The sequence below is a fragment of the Bradyrhizobium sp. CSS354 genome (assembly GCF_029051725.1).
In the GTDB taxonomy this organism is placed as follows: Bacteria; Pseudomonadota; Alphaproteobacteria; order Rhizobiales; family Xanthobacteraceae; genus Bradyrhizobium.
Genome location: NZ_JAACFU010000016.1, coordinates 65,478 through 86,265 on the forward strand (window position 1 = coordinate 65,478; position 20,788 = coordinate 86,265).

The window sequence follows — 20,788 nt, forward strand, 5'->3', positions numbered from 1 at the left end:
GCTCTTGCGAGCAAGGCCGCAATATCGGAATAACTGAGTTAGCAACCTTAATTTTGGACCGGGAAATGAGCGAGATCCAATCAGCAGACGAAGCCGCGCGGGCGCCGCACGACGGAAACGTCACCTTCGCCGTTGATCTCGCCTCTACATTCACCTTCGCATCGCACCAGAACTCCATTCCGGTGATCCGCTCTATTCGGGTCGAGAACTCGACGGCCGTCTCACTCGAAAACGCACGGTTAGAGCTTACCTCCAGCCCAGCTTTTCTAAGATCGAAGACGTGGGCCTTCGACCGCATTCTAGCGGGAGAGAGCCTCACCCTGTCTGATCGTCGCATCGACCTCGACGCCGCTTACCTTGCCGGACTGGACGAGGCAGAACGCGGTGACATTAAGCTGCGCCTTTTAAGGGGAAACGACGTCCTCGCCGAGATAACAGTGCCGGTCCGACTGTTGGCCCGGGATGAATGGGGCGGAGTGTCGGACATGGCCCAGTTGCTACCGGCCTTCGTCATGCCCAATGAGCCCGCAATCTACCGGATATTGCGCTCCGCCGCAGAGCGCCTATCCGAACACGGCCACTCATCGGCCCTTGACGGTTATCAGAGCAACAATCCTAAGCGGGCCTACATGCTAGCCGCCGCCGTTTATTCTGCCGTTGCCGGGCTCGGCCTTCACTACGCGCAGCCGCCTGCAAGTTTTGAAGCTCGTGGTCAGAAGATCCGCGGACCGAGCAAGATCCTCCAGGATTGCATTGCGACCTGCCTGGACACCACCTTACTTTTCGCGGCCGCACTGGAAGCGGCCGGCCTGAACGCGGTCGCCGTCCTTCTCGATGGCCATGCCTTGGCTGGCGTCTGGCTTTTAAAGCGGACGCTTCCAAAGACGGTTGAGACCGACATCATTGAAATCCGCAAGGCGATCGCCGCGCGCGAGCTGATTGTGTTCGAAACCACCAGCGTTACGCATCGACCAGCAATGCTGTTCGAGCAGGCAAAACAGGCGGCCGAGGCGAAGCTCGAGGAAAACGCCGCAGACCGTTTCGTTTCTGCAATAGATATCGCGCGCTCGCGGTCGTCAGGTATCACACCACTAGCCTCACATGAAGCTGCTGAAGCGGGCAATGATGCCAATGATGACGAGCCCACCGGCATCCCTCTGCCGGCCGAGCCGGATTTTCGAATGCCGGCCGATAACGTCGGTCAAAAGCCCAGCACGGCAGCCGGCCGCATAGAACGTTGGCAGACCCGGCTGCTCGACCTATCGCTGCGTAACCGGCTTTTGAACTTTTCGGACAACAAGCGGGCCGTATCCTTCCTCTGCCCGGACGTCGCCTTTTTGGAAGATCGGCTTGCTGAAAACGCAGCAATCAAACTGATTTCGTTGCCCGAGCAAAATCCTCTGGGCGAGCGAGACGCAGAGCTTCACCGCGACCGGCGCGGGCAAGATCTGCAGCGCAGCTTTGCGGCAGAAGCGTTGCTTCGCGACGAACTCTCCTCAATGCTTGAGCCTAAGGAGCTTTTCGCGCGCCTAACCGACCTATTTCGGCAAGCCAAAAGCGACATCACCGAAGGTGGAACCAATACTCTATATCTTGCCGTTGGCTCACTAAGATGGAAAAAATTGCCCACGGATGAGCGTGTCTATCGCGCGCCGATCTTGCTGCTGCCTGTCAAGCTCGAGCGGTCTGGTGTCTCCGATCGGTTTCGACTTAGATTCCACGAGGACGAACCTAGGCTCAACGCGACGCTCCTACAGTTCGTAAAGCGCGAGTTCGATCTAAACCTGCCGGATTTCCGGGACGGTCTGCCTGTAGACGGCAAGGGCATCGACGTTCTGCAGGTGATAGAGTTGATGCGCCGTTCGGTGCGCGACGTACCCGGCTTCGAGGTTGCCGACGACCTCGCCCTATCGACGTTCTCCTTTGCCAAATACTTGATGTGGAAAGACCTGACGGACCGGACGGACAGCCTACGACGCAACCGAGTTGTCAAGCACCTGATCGATAATCCGGAAAAGGCATTCGAGGGCGCAGACGAACCCTTCCCGGATGAAAACGACATCGACCGGAACTATGCCTCCGCAGATATAATCATGCCATTGCCAGCCGATTCCTCGCAGATCGCTGCCAGCCTGGCCGCTGTGCAAGGCCGCGATTTTGTCATCGTCGGACCACCTGGAACCGGCAAAAGCCAGACCATCGCCAACATGATCGCTACCTGCCTCGCAGCAAGCAAGACCGTTTTGTTCGTTGCGGAGAAGACTGCGGCCCTGGACGTGGTCTATCGGCGCCTGCGTGAGCATGGCCTTGGCGACCATTGCCTGGAGCTTCATTCAAGCAAGGCGGACCGCAAGCACTTCTTCGGCCAACTGAAGCGCTCGTGGGAAAATCGTGCAAACCTTGGCGCGTCGCAATGGGCCAAGTTGAACGAGCGGCTGGAAATCCGCCGCGATGAGCTGAACGCCTATGTCGCGGCTCTGCATCACCAGGCACCTAACGGATTGACGCCCTATCTCGCTATGGGTATCGCGATGCAGGGTCACAACGAACACGCGCCTTCCCTGGCCTGGTCTCGACAAGACGAACACGACGCGGTTGGCTACGCTGACCTGCAGCAACTCGCCGCGAAACTGGGCATGACCTATGCGGCGGTAAAGGTTCGCCCAGTACTGCGGCTCGTGCATGTGGAGGAGTGGTCCGGTGCTTGGCAGGAGAAACTGCTGGCCGCGGCACGCGCGCTCGGCCAAGCTGCTTCAGCCGCGCAGACTGCACTTTCCGCTCTCAGTAGTCGGCTTGGCCTGGCCGGCGTGCAAGACTCGCGATGGGATGGATTGGGGTACTTTGCCGATCTGGCGCGGGATGTCGTCGCGACGTCCGGCTCGGACCATACGATTATTCTCCACAAGAACTTTGCGACGCTAACGCGCGCCGTCGCGGACTTAGAAACGGCCATCGGTAGCTACCGCCAAACCGAAGCTGACCTCTCGGTGGCCTATCCGCCCGATGTCGTGCCGAGGATTCCACTCGATGACCTTGAGCACGAATGGCGCGAAGCCAATGCGGCAATATGGCCCAAGTCATGGTTCGCGACGCGCCGGGTACGCCGGCTGCTCGCCTCATACGCCAATGCCAACACCGCCGATCCAGCCACCGATCTGACCTTGTTGCGCAAGTTGCAGACGACTCATAGCGCCGTTGAGCGCAGTCCAATTGCGACCGCGCCGCTTAGGTTCGAGGGGCTCGATACCGATTGTCAGCAACTGTCGCAGCACTTGCAAACCGCAGAACGGTTGCGGACATCGCTGGTTCAGCTCGGCGAATTCGCCGGTAACGTGCAAGCCGTCGCTGCCAGCATCGCAGTTGGCCTGAAGGGGCAGATCAACCAACCTCAACTGGTTGCGGCAAAAGCCTATCTTCAGAAGCATCAGGCCTTGAAGTCCGCTATTGGGGTGTTTGAGGAACTTGCAGGTCATTCGTTTGATAGCCGCGAGGACGACAATTTTCTGTCGTGCATTGTTCGGCAAATGGATGAACTTGAACACGCTCGCAACCTTTTTCGTGACTGGTCAACTTGGTGTGCGGTCCGCTCTCGCGCAATTGCCAAGGGTCTCGGTCCGCTCGTCACTGACCTAGAAGACGGCGCGGTGCCGCCCGACGGTTCTGCCCGCGCCTTTTTTCTTGGCTACGCTCGATGGTGGCTGCCCTTAACGATTGATGCAACCCGCGAACTCCGCGATTTCCGGCGCTTCGAACACGAACACGCAATATTGGAATTTAGGGAAGCCGACGACGTCGTTCGCGCTCACGCAACCAACAAGGTGATCAGCTCGCTCATCCATGATCTGCCGCCCTCGGCGTCGGTGCCCCGGCAATCCGAACTAGGCCTGCTGCGGCACCAGATGGGTCTGCAGCGACCAAGTCGTTCTATACGCGACATGATCGGTGCGATGCCAGAGAGCTTTGGTAAGCTTGCTCCGTGCGTGTTGATGTCTCCGCTGTCCATTGCACAGTATCTGCCGACAAATCAGGCGCTCTTCGATGTTGTGATCTTCGACGAGGCGTCGCAAATCGCGACTTGGGACGCCGTCGGCGCCATCGCTAGGGGACGCCAGACCATCATTGTCGGCGATCCCAAGCAATTGCCGCCAACAAATTTCTTTGGCCGCAATGACGCCGACGAGGACGACGTACCCGAATTCGACCGCGATTTAGAAAGCATTCTCGATGAAGCGAAGGCCTCAGGTCTACCGACGCGGCATCTGCGCTGGCACTATCGCAGCCGCCATGAATCGCTGATCGCGTTTTCCAATTGGCACTACTACGAAAACAACCTGATCACCTTCCCAAGCCCTGTGACGCAGGACCAGGCAGTCTCCCTCACCTTTGTGCCGACCGGCGTCTATGATCGCGGCAAGAGCCGCACCAATCGAGAGGAAGCTCGCGCCATTGCCGCCGACATCCGCGGCAAACTGGAAACCTGGCTGGCGCTGCCAGAGTCACAAAGGCCGACCATTGGCGTGATTACCTTCAACGTCCAACAGCAGACGCTGATCCAGGATTTTCTCGACGACGCAAGGCGCGCCAATCCGGAGCTCGAATGGTTCTTCTCGGACGATCGAATCGAGCCGGTGATCGTCAAGAATCTGGAGAACATTCAGGGCGACGAGCGGGATTTAGTTTACTTCTCGATCACCTTCTGCCGCGACGCCGCCGGCAAGCTGCCCATGACGTTCGGCGCAATAAACAGGGAAGGCGGCGAGCGACGCCTCAACGTAGCCGTGACTCGCGCACGCAGTGAACTAAAGGTATTCGCAGGCATCCGTGCTGACGACATTAATCTCGATCGCACTAGAGCAACGGGTGTTCGCCATCTCAAGGCATTTCTCGATTATGCGGTGCGCGGTGCGATTGCACTTCCGGCGCAGAGCTCCGGATCTCAAGGGGAGATGGAATCGCCATTCGAGGAGGCTGTCGCCGCACATTTGGAAAAGCGCGGATGGGAGGTCGTCCCCCAGGTCGGCGTGTCTGGCTACCGCGTAGATCTCGGAATCCGCCACCCGGACAAGGCCGGTCTGTATCTCGCGGGGGTCGAATGTGACGGCGCGACGTATCATAGTTCGGCCACCGCGCGAGACCGCGATAAAGTCCGCGAGCAGGTGCTGCGTGGGCTTGGTTGGAATATCTTACGAGTATGGTCGACCGACTGGTGGTTCGATGCAGAAGGGGCAATCGAGCGACTTCATCTATCCCTGAATGAGGCGTTGACAGCGAGTCGAACTCCTACTGCAGGGGCTGCTGCGCCGACCGAGGCGCTCGCGGCGGATATGGAGGGATTTGCGGTCACGGAGCGTGATCCAATTTCAAGCGACGATGGCGAAGTTGGCTCCGTATCTCCCGAGTTCCCTAAAAAGGATGGAGACGGCGAGCTCGAACCGCTAGCGATGGATGGAATTGACGAGAAGCTGCCCCCTCTGGCCGCGGCAGTCACTAAAGCCGGTTGCCCACGCTTCGCGATGGCAAACCTTTCCACGATCAAGGCTGACCCTGATTGCTTCTTTGAATTTTCTTATCGGCCTACGCTACAGGCCATGGTCGACGCCGTAATGGAGGCAGAGGCGCCATTGCGCGAAGACGTTTTGTCCCAACGTATAGCAAGGGCGCACGGCTGGCTTCGCACAGGCGCGCGGATACGCGAGCAAATTGGGCTGCACCTTCGAACGCTCGATCGCACAGAAGAGAGCTCCGGCGTATTCCTCTGGAAGCCTGGCACAATTGTAAACTGCGTGCCATTTCGCGAGCCGCAAAGCCCGGAGCACCGTCGAGGTCTGGCTGACATTTCGGTCGCGGAGTTGGCAGACTTTATTGCATCCTATCCGACGGCGCTTCGGGAAGGTGACCCTCCCCTCGTGTATGCACGATTACTGCAGGTCGAACGATTGACTGCGCCTTCGCGCGAACGCTTGAGAGAGGCAATAATCCGCGCCGAGCAGTACACCCCTTAGCATCATCTCATCTTACCACCCGTGCAACTCCAAGACTTCTTGGTTCCGGAGCACGCTGCTGCATTTCTGCCGCACCGTCACCTCGTACCCTCAAGAGGCATACTATTACACGTCCGGTGGCTGCACCAATCGCTGGTACCTCTCTTTGGTAGAGCCAAATTCGATAGTGACTACTGCCGTCGGCAGTTCGTAGTGATGATCAATGATGCGACGAACATAGATAGTTGTACTTTTCGGTCGTTTCACTGCTCGAACGCTAGCCCTGCCAGCAGAGAAGGAATTTGTGGGGTAGCCCCACAATTTTTCGGCGTTGGCTCGCCTGGCGCGAGCGCGTCTTGGAAATGCTTTTTGCCTAACCCTGATCCTGAAACTCGCCAACGGACAAAAGCGATAGGATTTAAACCTATGACCTCCAGGCTATGAGCCTGAAGAACTGCCGCTTGGCTGAGGTGTTGAGACTGATCAGGTTTTACTTGCCGGCACCTGCTGGCGCCCCAAGAACCAAGGTGCATTCGAGGAGGCTATGCTGCGGACGGAAGCCTAAGGGCTGCCTTCCTTGCAAATCCCGTAAAACGATCGTACTTTTTGCACGGCAGAAGCCGCTAAGTGCTGGCGCGCCCGGAACGATTCGAACGTCCGACCCTCAGATTCGTAGTCTGATGCTCTATCCAGCTGAGCTACGGGCGCGTTTTTCGCTGACAGTGCGGGCGTGGCCCGCAGGCAGCCCCCGGGGACGCCGGAGGGGTGCGAAAGAGCGCTCTGACTAACCGCTCTTGCCCCGATTGGCAAGGTCCGGATTGGGGAGATTTTGCCGGGAAATGACGGTTTCCGCGCTCGGCCGCCGGCCGACCTACGCCCGCGCCCGCTCGTTGCGGACGGAGAGCAGTTCCACGGGACGGTCGGGAATGACGATCCGGAAGGTGGCGCCGATGGTGCCTTCGACCAGATGGATGTCGCCGCCATGGGCGCGGACCAGCTCGGCGGCAATGGCAAGGCCGAGGCCGCTGCCGCCGGGGCGGCCGGAGGTCTGGAACGCCTCGAACAGATGATCGCGGGTCCTCTGGGGCACGCCGGGGCCGGTATCGGAGACCTCGAGGATGGCGACCGCGCCCTCGCGTTTTCCCGTGATCCGGATCTGCTGCGCGCCGCCCTCGGCCGACGCATGGCTTTCCAGCGCCTGGGCGGCGTTGCGGACGAGGTTGAGCAGCACGCGAAACAGCTGGTCGGGATCGGCGTCGACCGCGAGCCCGCGCTCGATCGCAGCGACCCAGGAGATCGACGCGTCGGAGGCAAGGCCGGCGGTCTCGCGCACCTCCAGCACCACCGGCTCGATCATGATCATGCGCCGGTCGGGCGCGGCTTCCTGGGCGCGGCCGTAAGACAAGGTCGACTGGCAGAAGGCGATGGCGCGCTCGAGCGAGCGCACGAGTTTTGGCGCAAAGCGCTGCACCCGCGGATCCGGCACGCTGGCGAGCTGGTCCGACAGGAGTTGCGCCGAGGCCAGCAGATTGCGCAGATCGTGATTGATCTTGGAGACGGCGAGGCCGAGGGCGGCGAGCCGGCTCTTCTGATGCAGCATCGACATCAGGTCGCGCTGCATGTCCGACAATTCGCGCTCGGCGACGCCGATCTCGTCGCTGCGCTGGCTCGGCACGATGATCCCCGCCGAACTTTCGGGGTTTTCGTGGAAGCCGACCAGGCTCGCCGTCAGCCGGCGCATCGGGCGCACGAAGAGATAATGCATGGCGAGATAGACGAGGCCCGCGGTCAGCACCGCGATGATCAGAGCGACCACCACGACGTTGCGGGAGAACCGGTACATCGACTGCCGCAGCGGCAGCTCGTCGGTGACGATCTCCATAAACTGGGCATTGCCGACGCCCGGCCCGACGATCCGGATGGCCTGGTTGCCGGTCTCCAGCATCATCCGGAAGGAGCCGGTGATCGCCTCCCACGCCGTCATGTCGCGCAGGTCGATGTCGTGCTCGATGGCGGCGGGCAGATTGTCGCTGGCGAGCAGACGGCGCTGCTGGCCCATCTTGATGGCGACGGCGCGGGCATTGATGCTCTTCAGTATCTCGCGCGAGAGCGAATCGGGGACCATGCCGAGCGGCGCGGCATCGAGCACCAGCGCTGCCGTGTTCGCCGCGGCGACGCGGTCGTTGAGTCGGTTGACCCAGAAGTTGGCGATGGCCGGCACGTAGAGCAGGATGGCCGCGATCATCACCAGGGGAACGGTGAGCAGCAGCAGCTTGCCGGACAGCCCAAGCCCGCGCGTCCCACGCGGCACCGCCGCCGGCGGGTCCCGCTGATCCCCATCCTGGATCGGCTGGAGGTCTGTCGCTGCCACGAAATTCGCCCTCGCTGCCTTTGCCGGATTGAAGATGTCGCCGGGTGAAGGGATTTGGCGCGTATGAAGATGCGGCCCGCCCTCAGCGCGGTCAAATTACAGATCGTCAATCTGCCAAAGTCGGATGTAAGCGCAGATCTGGCGAGTCGCTACCTCAAGGGTTAAAAACCCCGCACAAACAGCGATATTCGCCGGAATTGAGCGCTTGTGCGGCGTTGACGAAAAGAAGGCGCTCGCTTATAAGCCGGCCAATTGTCCGCGATGACCCGGTGTGAGGCCGGGAGCGGCTCTCTTGGGGCCGAAAAAGGCCCGTTTTGGGCAGCATCTTCCGGACTTTACCATCAATTCTACAGGCAAATTGCCCGGTCAGCGGAGAAAAACCCGTGAAGCGGACTTATCAACCCAGCAAACTGGTGCGCAAGCGCCGTCACGGCTTCCGTGCCCGTCTCGCCACGGCCGGCGGCCGAAAGGTGCTCGCCGCCCGCCGCGCCCGCGGCCGCAAGCGTCTGAGCGCCTGAGCCGGACCCCCTTTTTGGGATTTCATCATGGATCGGCTGAGGCAGCGAGCGGATTTCCTCGCCGTTGCCAATGGCGCGCGGGTGAATAGTCCCGCGTTCGTCCTGCAAAGCCTTGACCGCCAAAGCCTTGACCGCCAAAACCTTGGCCGAGACGACAGCGGCCCGATCCGGATCGGCTTCACCGTCACCAAAAAGAACGGCAACGCCCCCGAGCGCAATCGCATCCGGCGCCGGCTTCGCGAACTGGTGAAGCGGCTCGATCCGGTGTCGATGCAGCCCCATCATGATTATGTGCTGGTCGGCCGAAGGGACGCGCTCTCGCGCGACTTCGCCACCATGCTCGACGATCTGCGCATGGCGTTCGCGAAGCCCGCGCGGCATACGCACAAGGGACGCGGCCCAAAACCTGGCCAAAAAACCGACGGCCCAAGAACCGACGGCTTAAAGCCCGGCCCCGCTCCTGCGACCAGCCGCAAACCGGATTGATGACGAGAGAATGATGACCGACAACCGCAATACCATCCTCGCCGTCATTCTGTCGGGCTTCGTGCTGATCGCCTGGCAATATTTCTACAACATGCCGGCGATGGAGAAGCAGCGCGCCCAGCAACAGGCGCAGGCCGAACTGCAGAAGACCACGCCGCAGCCGACGGCCCCCGGGACGCCGAGCGCCACGCCGCAGCCCGGCACCGCAGGCGCGCCCTCCGCTCCCCAGGCTGCCAATCAGCCGGGCCAGCCGACCGTCAGCCGCGAGGCGGCGATTGCGGCCTCTCCGCGCGTCAAGATCGATACGCCCCGCCTGACCGGCAGCATTGCCTTGAAGGGCGCGCGCATCGACGATCTTGCGCTGGTGCAGTATCGCGAAACGGTCGACCCGAAGTCGCCGCCGATCGTTCTCTATTCGCCGTCGGGCACCGCAGAACCCTATTATGCAGAATTTGGCTGGGTGGCCGGGACAGGTGGCACAAAGGTGCCCGACCGGACCACCGATTGGCAGCAGGAGGGCACCAACAGCCTGACGCCGTCCACGCCGGTCATGCTGAAATACGACAATGGCGAAGGCCTCACCTTCCGCCGCACCGTCGCGATCGACGACCACTACCTCTTCAGCATCAAGGACGAGGTGACCAATGTCGGCAACGCGCCGGTCAAACTCTTTCCCTTCGCACTGATCTCGCGCCACGGCACGCCGCAGGTCTCGGGCTACTACATCCTGCATGAAGGCCTGATCGGTTACCTCGGCGAGCAGGGCTTGCAGGAGAAGGCCTATAAGGCTGTCGGCGAAGCACCCGCGATCGGCAATGGCGGACACGGGTTCGAATTCAACAACGTCACCAATGCCTGGCTCGGTATTACCGACAAATATTGGGCGTCTGCGCTGCTTCCCGACACGTCGGCAACGCTCAAGGCCCGTTTCGTCGCCGAACCGGGCACCCAGATCCGATACCAGACCGACTATCTGCAGAGCGAGCAGACGGTCCCGATCGGCGGCACGACGACGACGAACACGCGGCTGTTCGCGGGCGCCAAGGAAGCCGGCGTTGTCGGCATCAACTTCCCGCTCGCCGGCCATGGCGGCTACAACAAGGAGCTCGGCCTCAACCATTTCGACCTTTTGATCGACTGGGGCTGGTTCTACTTCATCACCAAGCCGATGTTCCTCGGCCTCGACTTCTTCTACCGCTTCTTCGGCAATTTCGGCATCTCGATCCTGCTCGTGACCGTGATCGTGAAGCTGTTGTTCTTCCCCTTGGCGAACAAGTCCTACGCCTCGATGGCGAAGATGAAGTCGGTCCAGCCGCAGCTTCAGGCGCTGAAGGAGCGCTACCCCGACGACAAGGTGAAGCAGCAGCAGGAGATGATGGAGATCTACCGCAAGGAGAAGATCAACCCGGTCGCCGGCTGTCTTCCCGTGGTGATCCAGATCCCGGTGTTCTTCTCGCTCTACAAGGTGCTGTTCGTCACCATCGAGATGCGGCATGCGCCGTTCTTCGGCTGGATCAAGGATCTGTCCGCGCCGGACCCGACCAATCTGTTCAACCTGTTCGGGCTGATCCCGTTCGACCCGACCACGATCCCGCTGTTCGGCCACTACCTCGCGCTCGGCATCTGGCCGATCATCATGGGCATCACGATGTGGTTCCAGATGAAGCTGAATCCGACGCCGCCGGATCCGACGCAGCAGATGATCTTCAACTGGATGCCGCTGATCTTCACCTTCATGCTGGCGGGCTTCCCGGCGGGCCTCGTGATCTACTGGGCCTGGAACAACACGCTCTCAGTGCTCCAGCAGAGCTACATCATGCGCCGTAACGGGGTGAAGGTGGAGTTGTTCGACAACATTCGAAACTCCTTCAAAAAAAAACTGACGACTGAGGCGACGTAGCCGTCATTGCGAGGAGCGAAGCGACGAAGCAATCCAGAGTCCCTCCGCGGATGCATTTCTGGATTGCTTCGCTTCGCTCGCAATGACGCGGACAGACAGAAAGCTTTCGCATGAATGACGACAAGGATGCGAAGCTGATCGAGGTCGGGCGAAAGCTGTTCACGCGCGACTGGCAGTTCATCTGGGCCTCGCCCTCGACTGAAACGCTGCCGCCGATGGCGGGGCTGGAGATCGCCTTTGCCGGCCGCTCCAATGTCGGCAAGTCCAGCCTGATCAACGCGCTGACCGGCCGCAACGCGCTCGCGCGCACCTCGCACACGCCGGGCCGCACCCAGGAGCTGATCTTCTTCGAGGTCCCCGGCAAAACCGAGCTGCGCCTCGTCGACATGCCCGGCTATGGCTATGCCAAGGCGCCGAAGAGCCAAGTCGCGTCCTGGACCGAGCTGATCCACAAATTCCTGCTCGGACGCGCCAGCCTCGCGCGTGTCTACGTGCTGGTCGACGCGCGGCACGGCCTCAAGGACGTCGATCTCGAAGTCCTGAAGACTCTCGATCGCTCCGCGGTCAGCTACCAGCTCGTGCTGACCAAGGCCGACCAGATCAAGGCCACCGAGCTTCAATCGCGCATCGTCGAGACCGAGGCCGCGCTCGCCAAACGTCCGGCCGCGTTCCCCAACGTGCTCGCGACCTCGTCGCGGAGCGCGACCGGCATGGCCGAGCTGCGCGCCGCGATCGCAAAGCTGCTGGAAGAGCGGACCTCGTGATGGCGGCATTCCGCCTGCTGATCGCGCTTGCCGGTCTGATGGGCGCCGCCGGCGTCGCGCTGGCCGCCGCCTCCGCGCATGGCGACGATGCGAGCCGGCTCGCCGCCGCAAGCGCCATGCTGCTGTTTCATGCAACCGCCATACTCGCGGCCGTCGCCCTGCTCGGGCGCGGCCTTCTGCACGGCGGAATTGGCATCATCGCCGCGTCCGGCTTCGCAGCCGGCGCCGCGCTGTTCGCGGGCGACCTGACCTTGCGGCAATATGCCGGCCATTCGCTGTTTCCATATGCAGCGCCGACGGGTGGATCGGTGATGATTCTGAGCTGGCTGGCGGTGACGCTCGCTGCGGTGGTGGTGAAGAAATAAGTCTCGTGCCCCGGACGCAGCGCAGCGCTTCAGCGGTGCGCTGCTGAGCCGGGGCCCATGCCGCTTCTGGATCCCGGCTCAGCGGCGCGGCACTGCGCGCCGCACCGCGTCCGGGACACGAGAGCGGCATGCCAGCCACACTTTGCGCCCCGCCCGCCAATCGGATAGAACGCGGCCCGAGTATCCCGCCAGCGAGATCCGCCTCATGACCGAAATCTCCCCGCTCGACCAGGCCCGCATCCTGTCCGAAGCGCTGCCGCACATGCAGCAGTATGACGAGGAAACCATCGTCATCAAGTATGGCGGCCATGCCATGGGCGACGAGGAGACCGCGAAGAATTTTGCCCGCGACATCGTGTTGCTCGAGCAGACCGCGATCAATCCTGTGGTGGTGCATGGCGGCGGGCCGCAGATCGCGACCATGCTCAAGCGCCTTGGCATCGTCTCGGAATTCGCCGCCGGCCTGCGCATCACCGACGCCGCGACCATCGAGATCGTCGAGATGGTGCTCGCCGGCTCCGTCAACAAGCAGATCGTCGGCTACATCAACGAGGCCGGCGGCAAGGCGGTGGGCCTGTCCGGCAAGGACGCCAACATGGTGAAGGCGTCCAAGACGACGCGCACCATCATGGATCCGGACTCGCACATCGAGAAGGCGGTCGATCTCGGCTTCGTCGGCGATCCCGAGAAAGTCGATCTCACGCTGCTCAACCAGCTGATCGGCTACGAGCTGATCCCGGTGCTCGCGCCGCTCGCGACCTCGAAAGAGGGCCAGACGCTGAACGTCAACGCCGACACTTTCGCGGGTGCCGTGGCCGGCGCGCTGAAGGCAAAGCGGCTGCTGCTGCTCACCGACGTGCCGGGCGTGCTCGACAAGTCCAAGAAGCTGATCCCGCAGCTCTCGGTCAAGGACGCGCGAAAGCTGATCGCCGACGGCACCATTTCCGGCGGCATGATCCCGAAGGTCGAGACCTGCATCTACGCGCTCGAACAGGGCGTGGAGGGTGTCGTCATCATCGACGGCAAGATGCAGCACGCGGTGCTGCTCGAGCTCTTCACCAACACGGGCACGGGAACGCTGATACACAAGTGAGAGATGAGGCGCCACGCATGAAAGCCGTCATGGCCGGGCAACAGCGCGAAGCGCGTCTTCGCGAAGATGTCCCGGCCATCCACGACCTTTCGTCCCGCGCCAAGAACGTGGATGCCCGGGACAAGCCCGGGCATGACGAGCGGAGAGCTCGGCGGCACGGTCGTTCCGCCTTCGCACGCTTCCTGATGACGCTCCCCGCCGCGGCCGTCTCGTTTGTCTTCTCCTCCGCGCCGGCTGTCGCCGACCTCAAGATCTGCAATCGCATGTCCTATGTCGTCGAGGCCGCGATCGGCATCGACGACAAGGCGGCGACCGCGACGCGCGGCTGGTTCAGGATCGACCCCGCCACCTGCCGCGTAGTGGTGCAGGGCACGCTCTCCGCCGACCGCATCCTGCTCAACGCCCGCGCGCTCGGCGTCTACGGCGCATCCCCGATCCCGCAGAACGGCAGCGACACGCTGTGCGTCGCACAGGACAATTTCGTCATCGCGGCCGCGCGGCAGTGCCGCAGCGGCCAGACCCAGGCCGCCTTCACCCAGATCACGCCGACGCAAGGCGCGGACGGCAATTTCGTCGCCTATCTCGCCGAGGATTCCGAATATGACGACGAGCAGGCCCGCCTCGCCGGCATCCAACGGCTTTTGGTGATCGCAGGCTACGACGCCGCGCCGATCGACGGCGTCGACGGGCCGAAGACGCAAGGCGCGCTGGCCGCTTTCCTGAAGAGCCGCGGATTGTCGTCCGACATCCTGTCGTCGCCGAGCTTCTTCAAGACCATGGTCGATGCCGTGCAGACGCCGTCTGCGACCGGCCTCACCTGGTGCAACGACACCACGCACAAGGTGATGGCGGCGGTCGCCACCGACGACGGCAAGGCGGTGACGAGCCGCGGCTGGTATCGCATCGACCCCAAGACCTGCCTGCACCCTGATGTGAGCGGCCAGCCCAAGCAGATCTTCAGCTTCGCGGAAGCCATCGACGCCGACAATCGAATCGTCAAGCTGAAGGACAAGCCACTGAACTGGGGCGGCGACAGGCAGCTTTGCACGCGCGAGACCAAGTTCGAGACCAACGAGCAGACCGACTGCGGCGCGCGCGGCTTCGCGGCGACGGGCTTTGGCGCGGTGGACATGTCGAGCGGCGGCAAGACGCTGCGGTTTGCGATGCCGTGATTGCTTTTGTGATGACGCAACAAACACCATCGTCGTCCCGGCGAAGGCCGGGACCCATAATCCCAGGATTGGGTTTTCCGAAGAACGACGATCAGCGTGCCCCATTGATAGATCACGCGGTATGGGTCCCGGCCTTCGCCGGGACGACGGCGGGAAGTTGGGGGCCCTCTCCGATAGCGAATAGAGAGCCGCAATGACCTCACCCCGCGCCTTTGGCCATGTCGACACCTGGGTGTTCGACCTCGACAACACGCTCTATCCGCACCACGTCAATCTGTGGCAGCAGGTCGATGCGCGGATCACTGAGTTTGTTTGCAACTGGCTGAATCTGACACCGGTAGAAGCGCGCAAGATCCAGAAGGATTATTACCAGCGCTTCGGCACGACCATGCGCGGCATGATGACCCTGCATAACGTACGCGCCGACGACTATCTCGCCTACGTCCACAAGATCGACCACTCCCCGCTGGAGCCGAACCCGGCACTGGGCGCAGCGATTGCAAAACTGCCGGGACGAAAGCTGATCCTGACCAACGGCTCGGTCGATCATGTCGATGCGGTGCTGGCGCGGCTCGGCTTTGCCACGCATTTCGACGGCGTGTTCGACATCATCGCCGCCGAATTCGAGCCGAAGCCGGCGCCGCAGACCTACCGCAAGTTTCTCGCCGACCACGTGGTCGACCCGACCCGCGCCGCGATGTTCGAAGACCTAGCCCGCAACCTCACCGTCCCGCACGAGCTCGGCATGACCACCGTATTGGTGGTGCCGGATGGGACGAAAGAGGTCGTGCGTGAGGACTGGGAGCTGGCGGGCCGTGATGCGGCCCATGTCGACCATGTCACGGATGATCTGGCGGGGTTTTTGGAGAGGCTGTCCCATTGAATCGTAGCCCGGATGGAGCGCGAGCGAAATCCGGGGGTTTGTTGCGGTGAGACCGCCCCGGAATGCGCTTCGCTCCTTCCGGGCTACGGTCTTCGCGGGTGATGACCCCGAACCAAGCTTGACTCCGTCCCCCCAAATCCCGAAAAAGCGCTCCAATCCGTCAAAATTCCCGCCCGTCTCTGAGGAAATCCCGATGTCCCTGTCCGCCCTCGAATCCACCATCAACGGCGCCTTCGAGGCGCGCGACGGCGTCTCGACCTCGACCAAAGGCGAGGTCCGCGAGGCAGTGGATCACGCGCTGGAGATTCTGGACAAGGGTGAGGCCCGCGTTGCCGAGCGCGACGCCGACGGCAAGTGGAAGGTCAATCAATGGCTGAAGAAGGCGGTGCTGCTCTCGTTCCGCCTCAACGACATGGGCGCCATTCCCGGCGGCCCCGGCAAGGCGACCTGGTGGGACAAGGTGCCCTCGAAGTTCGACGGCTGGGGCGAGAACCGCTTTCGCGACGCCGGTTTCCGCGCCGTCCCCGGCTCCATCGTGCGCCGCTCGGCCTTCATCGCCCGCAACGTCGTGCTGATGCCGTCCTTCGTCAATCTCGGCGCCTACGTCGATGAATCCACCATGATCGACACCTGGTCGACCGTCGGCTCCTGCGCGCAGATCGGCAAGCGCGTGCACATCTCCGGCGGCGTCGGCATCGGCGGCGTGCTCGAGCCGCTGCAGGCTGAGCCTGTGATCATCGAGGACGATTGCTTCATCGGCGCGCGCTCCGAGGTCGCCGAGGGCGTGATCGTGCGCAAGGGCGCGGTGCTGTCGATGGGCGTATTCCTGGGTGCGTCGACCAAGATCGTCGACCGCGACACCGGCGAGATTTTCATCGGCGAGGTGCCGGAATATTCCGTCGTCGTTCCCGGCGCGCTGCCCGGCAAGCCCATGAAGAACGGCCAGATCGGCCCGAGCACCGCCTGCGCCGTCATCGTCAAGCGCGTCGACGAGCGCACGCGCTCCAAGACGAGCATCAACGAGCTGCTGCGGGATTGATCCGTCGGTGTCGTCCCGGCGAAGGCCGGGACCCATAACCACAGGCAGTGGTTTGGCGAAGATTTTCAGTTGGGTACGCCGACCGTCCACGACCGATAGATCCCGCGGTATGGGTCCCGGCCTTCGCCGGGACGACACCGAGGCTCCATCGAACCCGCCCTCCCCCCATCGCGACCAACATTCGGGCGACCTCTCCCGCCCGGAGCCTTTGGCATGGACTGGACCTGGTATCTGTTCCGCTTCGACGGCCGCATCAACCGCGCGCTGCTGTGGCAGGCTCTGCTCATCGTCATGGTGCTGGCGGCCCTGCTCGGGATGATCGACCAGGCCATCAAGGTGCTGAACGGGGCCGCAACCTTCGCCTTCAACTTCAAGGTCGACTTCGATTTCGGTGTCGACGACATCTTCAACGCGGTCGATCCCAGGGCCTACCGTCTGCTGGCAACCACTGATCGTCCGACCCTCATCCTCAAGGTGCTCGGCAGCTCGCTATTCCTGTGGATCTACCTCGCAACCGCGACCAAGCGGCTGCACGATCGCGACCGGAGCGGCTGGTGGCTGGTTCCGTTCTTCGTCCTGCCCGCGTTGTTCGACCAGTTCTCGGACCTGCTGCCCACCGCATCAAACTGGGTTGTTGCCCTCGCATGGGCCATGCACATTCCGTGGTTTTGGGGCCTCGTGGAAATGTTCATTGTGCCCGGCACCTCCGGCGACAACCGGTTCGGCCCCGATCCACTGGCCGACGTTGAAGATGGCTCCGCGCCCGCCTCCCCTGCGGCGAAAAGCTGGGACCAGCAGAGCGAGGTGGAATTTGTCCCGCCCAGTGCTAGCCCACCCGGCGGCATGCATGTTAAGCGGGGCGCATGACCGATGCTCTCTCGATTGCCCGCGATCTCATCCGCTGCCCCTCGGTAACTCCGGCCGATGCCGGTGCGCTTGGTGTGCTCGAACATGTCCTCAACGCGGCAGGCTTCACATGCCACCGCGTGACCTTCAGCGAGCCCGGCACGGCCGACGTCGACAATCTCTATGCGCGGATCGGCACTGACGGGCCGCACATCACCTTCGCCGGCCACACCGACGTGGTGCCGCCGGGCGACGAAAGCGCCTGGAGCGTCGGCGCGTTCTCCGGCGAGGTGAAGGACGGCTTTCTGCACGGCCGCGGCGCGGTCGACATGAAGGGCGGCATCGCCTGCTCGGTTGCCGCGGTGCTGGAGCATCTCGCCGCGAACGACGGCAAGCCGCGCGCGGACGGACAGGGCTCGATCTCGTTCCTGATCACCGGCGACGAGGAAGACGTCTCCATCAACGGCACCATCAAGCTGCTGCAATGGGCGGCGGAGCGCGGCGAGAAATTCGACCATTGCGTGCTCGGAGAGCCCTCCAACGTCGAGGCGCTCGGCGACACCATCAAGGTCGGCCGCCGCGGCTCGCAATCCGGTACGCTGTACGTCGACGGCGTGCAGGGCCACGTCGCTTATCCGCACCGCGCCGCCAATCCGGTGCCTGATATCTCGCGGCTGATCGTGGCCATCTCGGACGAGCCGCTCGACCATGGCAGCGCGCAGTTCCAGGCCTCCAATCTCGAATTCACCTCGGTCGACGTCGGCAACACCGCCAACAACGTCATCCCGGGACAGGCCCGCGCAAAGTTCAACATCCGCTACAACGACAACCACACCCAGGCGAGCCTGCGCGAGCTGGTCGAGACGCGGCTGACAAAAGCGTGCGGCAACCGCATCCGCGCCCGCATCGTCTGGGAGCCGTCGAACTCAAATGTGTTCGTGACCAAGCCCGGCCCGTTCACCGAACTCGCGGTGTCCGCGATCGAGGAGGTGACGGGCCGCAAGCCGGAGCTGTCGACCTCAGGCGGCACCTCCGATGCGCGCTTCATCTCGAGCTATTGCCCGGTGATCGAGTTCGGCCTGGTCGGCCAGACCATGCACCAGGTCGACGAGCGCGTGCCGGTTCAGGATCTGGAGCAGCTGACGAAGGTGTATCGCGGGATCTTGGCGAGGTATTTTGGGTAGGCTGTGAGGCTATCTCGCTGCCGCCAATCACTCCGCCGTCATGCCCGGGCTTGTCCCGGGCATCCACGTTCTTTGCGACCGCGAAACAAGTTCGTGGATGGCCGGGACAAGCCCGGCCATGACGGCAGTGGCGGGAGCTCAGGCCCGCCTTACTGGACAATCGTATCGTAAAGGTCCTTCCATTCGGGATTCTCCTTCAGGATTAGCCTCACCTTCCACGTTCGTGACCAATGCTTGATGTTGTGCTCGCGCTGGATTGCGGTTTGGATGTCCTCATAGCGCTCGAAATAGACGAGCAGCTTGACGCCATACTTCTTGGTGAAGCCTGGCACGAGTCCATTTCGATGCTCGTACACGCGACGAATAATGTCATTCGTCACACCGACATACAAAATGCCGTTGGCCGCGCTCGCCAGGATGTACACCCATCGCCCATGCATGGTCGCATGTTGACGCACGTGGATGGCCGGGACAAGCCCGGCCATGACGGTGTGGCGGCATCACACTCTAATAATCCACCTGCATCAGATACAGCCCGTCCGGCGGGGCGACGATGCCGCAGGCGGCGCGGTTGTGCGCGGCGAGCGCTGCGGAGAGATCGTCGGCGGTCCAGCGGCCTTCGCCGACCCACATCAGCGACCCCACCATCGAGCGCACCTGGCTGTGCAGGAACGAGCGCGCCGAAGTGAGAATCGTGATCTCGCGCCCGTCACGCAGCACGTCGAGTTGATCGAGCGTCTTCTCCGGCGACTTGGCCTGGCACTCGGTGTCGCGGAAGGTGGTGAAATCGTGCTTGCCGAGCAGGCGTTGCGCTGCCGCATGCATCGCGTCGGCGTCGAGCCGGCGCGGCACGCGCCAGGCATGGCCGGCATCGAGCGCAAGATTGGCGCGGGTGTTGACGATGCGATAGCGGTAGTGGCGCTTCACGGCCGAGAAGCGCGCCTCGAACGTTTCAGGCACGATATCCGCTTCGAGAACCGCCACGGGATGCGGGCGCAGATGCGCATTCAAGCCATCGCGAAAACGGCCCGGCGGAAACTGCTTGTCGACATCGACATGCGCGACCTGGCCGCGCGCGTGCACGCCGGCATCGGTGCGGCCCGCACCATGCACGCGCGCATCCGCGCCGGTCATCGCCTTCACCGCGGCCTCCAACGCGCCTTGCACCGAGGGCAGCGTCTCCTGCACCTGCCAGCCGAAGAACGGCGCGCCGTCATATTCGATGATGAGCTTGTAGCGGGGCATCAGGCCAGCCGCATCGGCGGCTTGAGCGGCACGCCGCGCAGGAAGTCCGCGGCCTGCATGCGTGCCTTGCCTTCGCGCTGAAGCTCGATAAGGCGGATTGCGCCCTCGCCGCAGGCGATGGTGAGATGGTCGTCGAGCACCTCGCCGGGTGCGCCCGCGCCTTTCGCCAGCTCGCAGCGCAGGATTTTTACCCGTGCATTCTCAAGCTCGGCCCAGGCGCCGGGAAACGGCGACAGGCCGTGGATATGGCGCAGCACCTCGCGCGCGGGCCTGGTCCAGTCGATCCGCGCTTCGGCCTTGTCGATCTTGGCGGCATAGGTGACGCCGTCCTCGCTCTGCTTTTTGAGCTGGAGCCCGCCGCGGTCGAGCGCGGCCATGGCGCGCACCATCAGATCGGCACCGAGCCGGGACAGACGATCGTGCAGATCCGCCGCGGTCATGTTGTCCGTGATCGCGAGCCGTTCCGCCATGGCGACGTCGCCGGTGTCGAGGCCAACATCCATCTTCATCACCATCACGCCGCTCTCGGCATCGCCGGCCATGATTGCGCGGTTGATGGGAGCAGCACCGCGCCAGCGTGGCAGCAGCGAGGCGTGCAGATTGTAGCAGCCGAGCTTTGGCGCATCGAGGATCGCCTGCGGCAGGATCATGCCATAGGCGACGACGACGGCCGCATCGGCGTCGAAGGCGCGAAATTCTTCCAGCGCCTCCGGCGTTTTCAACGTCTTCGGCGTCAGCACGGGAATGCCAAGCTTTCGCGCGGCCTCTTCCACCGGGGTCGGCTGCAATTGCAGGCCGCGGCGGCCGCCGGGCTTCGGCGCGCGCGTATACACGGCCGCGATCTCGTGGCCGTGCGCGACGAGCTCGAGCAGCGTCGGCACGGAGAAATCGGGCGTGCCCATGAAGATCAGGCGGAGGGGCATGACAAGGACTCGGTACGT

Annotated in this window: 16 protein-coding genes and 1 tRNA gene; 12 read left to right on the forward strand and 5 right to left on the reverse strand. The window is 62.8% G+C overall.

The annotated features are described in order from the left end of the window. Positions 1-65 precede the first annotated feature (65 nt). Positions 66-6,002 carry a DUF3320 domain-containing protein gene (locus GWG67_RS29655; protein WP_275172862.1) on the forward strand — a complete coding sequence of 1,979 codons (5,937 nt, stop codon included), beginning with the start codon at positions 66-68 and terminating at the stop codon, positions 6,000-6,002. A 610-nt stretch (positions 6,003-6,612) separates the two neighbouring features. Here GWG67_RS29655 and GWG67_RS29660 read toward each other — a convergent pair. Together GWG67_RS29660 and GWG67_RS29665 are read right to left on the reverse strand one after the other, a co-directional pair. After that, positions 6,613-6,689: transfer RNA gene (locus GWG67_RS29660), tRNA-Arg, on the reverse strand. Positions 6,690-6,852: 163 nt separating this feature from the next. Further along, a complete protein-coding gene (locus GWG67_RS29665) occupies positions 6,853-8,352 on the reverse strand; it encodes an ATP-binding protein (protein WP_275172863.1) in 1,500 nt (499 codons plus the stop codon). A gap of 383 nt (positions 8,353-8,735) precedes the next feature. On the opposite strand from GWG67_RS29665, the gene rpmH reads away from it, so the two are divergent. From rpmH to dapE, 11 genes are all read left to right on the forward strand, one after another. Continuing rightward, a complete protein-coding gene (gene rpmH, locus GWG67_RS29670) occupies positions 8,736-8,870 on the forward strand; it encodes a 50S ribosomal protein L34 (protein WP_008542748.1) in 135 nt (44 codons plus the stop codon). 27 nt (positions 8,871-8,897) lie between these two features. Continuing rightward, complete coding sequence (rnpA, locus tag GWG67_RS29675; RefSeq protein ID WP_275172864.1) at positions 8,898-9,356, forward strand: ribonuclease P protein component; 459 nt, start codon at positions 8,898-8,900, stop codon at positions 9,354-9,356. Between the two features lie 13 nt (positions 9,357-9,369). After that, positions 9,370-11,256 (forward strand): membrane protein insertase YidC, encoded by a 1,887-nt coding sequence (gene yidC, locus GWG67_RS29680; protein ID WP_275172937.1) that lies wholly within the window; start codon positions 9,370-9,372, stop codon positions 11,254-11,256. 110 nt (positions 11,257-11,366) lie between these two features. Further along, entirely contained in the window at positions 11,367-12,020 is a 654-nt protein-coding gene (yihA, locus tag GWG67_RS29685) for a ribosome biogenesis GTP-binding protein YihA/YsxC (protein ID WP_275172865.1), read from the forward strand. Beyond that, entirely contained in the window at positions 12,020-12,385 is a 366-nt protein-coding gene (locus GWG67_RS29690) for a DUF423 domain-containing protein (RefSeq protein WP_275172866.1), read from the forward strand. The genes yihA and GWG67_RS29690 overlap by 1 nt, the downstream gene beginning before the upstream one ends. A gap of 205 nt (positions 12,386-12,590) precedes the next feature. After that, on the forward strand, positions 12,591-13,478 hold the full coding sequence (argB, locus tag GWG67_RS29695; protein WP_007597683.1) for an acetylglutamate kinase: 888 nt from the start codon (positions 12,591-12,593) through the stop codon (positions 13,476-13,478). 185 nt (positions 13,479-13,663) lie between these two features. Further along, entirely contained in the window at positions 13,664-14,650 is a 987-nt protein-coding gene (locus GWG67_RS29700) for a DUF1036 domain-containing protein (RefSeq protein WP_275172939.1), read from the forward strand. A gap of 193 nt (positions 14,651-14,843) precedes the next feature. Beyond that, on the forward strand, positions 14,844-15,533 hold the full coding sequence (locus GWG67_RS29705; protein ID WP_275172867.1) for a pyrimidine 5'-nucleotidase: 690 nt from the start codon (positions 14,844-14,846) through the stop codon (positions 15,531-15,533). Positions 15,534-15,726: 193 nt separating this feature from the next. Beyond that, positions 15,727-16,572, forward strand: a complete 846-nt coding sequence (gene dapD, locus GWG67_RS29710) for a 2,3,4,5-tetrahydropyridine-2,6-dicarboxylate N-succinyltransferase (protein WP_275172868.1) — start codon at positions 15,727-15,729, stop codon at positions 16,570-16,572. Positions 16,573-16,785: 213 nt separating this feature from the next. Next, positions 16,786-17,439 (forward strand): DUF805 domain-containing protein, encoded by a 654-nt coding sequence (locus GWG67_RS29715; RefSeq protein ID WP_275172869.1) that lies wholly within the window; start codon positions 16,786-16,788, stop codon positions 17,437-17,439. Next, a complete protein-coding gene (gene dapE, locus GWG67_RS29720; RefSeq protein ID WP_275172870.1) occupies positions 17,436-18,602 on the forward strand; it encodes a succinyl-diaminopimelate desuccinylase in 1,167 nt (388 codons plus the stop codon). Before GWG67_RS29715 ends, dapE begins: the two co-directional genes overlap by 4 nt. Positions 18,603-18,751: 149 nt before the next feature. Here the strand turns inward: dapE and GWG67_RS29725 are convergent, their stop codons facing one another. Genes GWG67_RS29725 through fmt form a run of 3 tightly spaced genes read right to left on the reverse strand, consistent with a single transcriptional unit; the run spans position 18,752 to position 20,770 of the window. Beyond that, positions 18,752-19,087: a GIY-YIG nuclease family protein gene (locus GWG67_RS29725; protein WP_275172871.1), complete on the reverse strand. Its 336-nt coding sequence runs from the start codon at positions 19,085-19,087 to the stop codon at positions 18,752-18,754. A gap of 22 nt (positions 19,088-19,109) precedes the next feature. After that, a complete protein-coding gene (gene truA, locus GWG67_RS29730; RefSeq protein WP_275172872.1) occupies positions 19,110-19,847 on the reverse strand; it encodes a tRNA pseudouridine(38-40) synthase TruA in 738 nt (245 codons plus the stop codon). Continuing rightward, entirely contained in the window at positions 19,847-20,770 is a 924-nt protein-coding gene (fmt, locus tag GWG67_RS29735; RefSeq protein WP_275172873.1) for a methionyl-tRNA formyltransferase, read from the reverse strand. The genes truA and fmt overlap by 1 nt, the downstream gene beginning before the upstream one ends. Positions 20,771-20,788 lie beyond the last annotated feature (18 nt).

Excerpts from the sequence above, each read along its gene's own strand:
- yihA (WP_275172865.1), top strand. The coding sequence starts at position 11,367 with ATGAATGACGACAAGGATGCGAAGCTGATCGAGGTCGGGCGAAAGCTG.
- GWG67_RS29690 (WP_275172866.1), top strand. The coding sequence starts at position 12,020 with ATGGCGGCATTCCGCCTGCTGATCGCGCTTGCCGGTCTGATGGGCGCC.
- GWG67_RS29705 (WP_275172867.1), top strand. The coding sequence starts at position 14,844 with ATGACCTCACCCCGCGCCTTTGGCCATGTCGACACCTGGGTGTTCGAC.
- rnpA (WP_275172864.1), top strand. The coding sequence starts at position 8,898 with ATGGATCGGCTGAGGCAGCGAGCGGATTTCCTCGCCGTTGCCAATGGC.
- truA (WP_275172872.1), bottom strand. The coding sequence starts at position 19,847 with ATGCCCCGCTACAAGCTCATCATCGAATATGACGGCGCGCCGTTCTTC.
- GWG67_RS29725 (WP_275172871.1), bottom strand. The coding sequence starts at position 19,087 with ATGGCCGGGCTTGTCCCGGCCATCCACGTGCGTCAACATGCGACCATG.
- GWG67_RS29715 (WP_275172869.1), top strand. The coding sequence starts at position 16,786 with ATGGACTGGACCTGGTATCTGTTCCGCTTCGACGGCCGCATCAACCGC.
- GWG67_RS29700 (WP_275172939.1), top strand. The coding sequence starts at position 13,664 with ATGACGCTCCCCGCCGCGGCCGTCTCGTTTGTCTTCTCCTCCGCGCCG.
- dapD (WP_275172868.1), top strand. The coding sequence starts at position 15,727 with ATGTCCCTGTCCGCCCTCGAATCCACCATCAACGGCGCCTTCGAGGCG.
- fmt (WP_275172873.1), bottom strand. The coding sequence starts at position 20,770 with ATGCCCCTCCGCCTGATCTTCATGGGCACGCCCGATTTCTCCGTGCCG.
- argB (WP_007597683.1), top strand. The coding sequence starts at position 12,591 with ATGACCGAAATCTCCCCGCTCGACCAGGCCCGCATCCTGTCCGAAGCG.
- yidC (WP_275172937.1), top strand. The coding sequence starts at position 9,370 with ATGACCGACAACCGCAATACCATCCTCGCCGTCATTCTGTCGGGCTTC.
- dapE (WP_275172870.1), top strand. The coding sequence starts at position 17,436 with ATGACCGATGCTCTCTCGATTGCCCGCGATCTCATCCGCTGCCCCTCG.
- GWG67_RS29655 (WP_275172862.1), top strand. The coding sequence starts at position 66 with ATGAGCGAGATCCAATCAGCAGACGAAGCCGCGCGGGCGCCGCACGAC.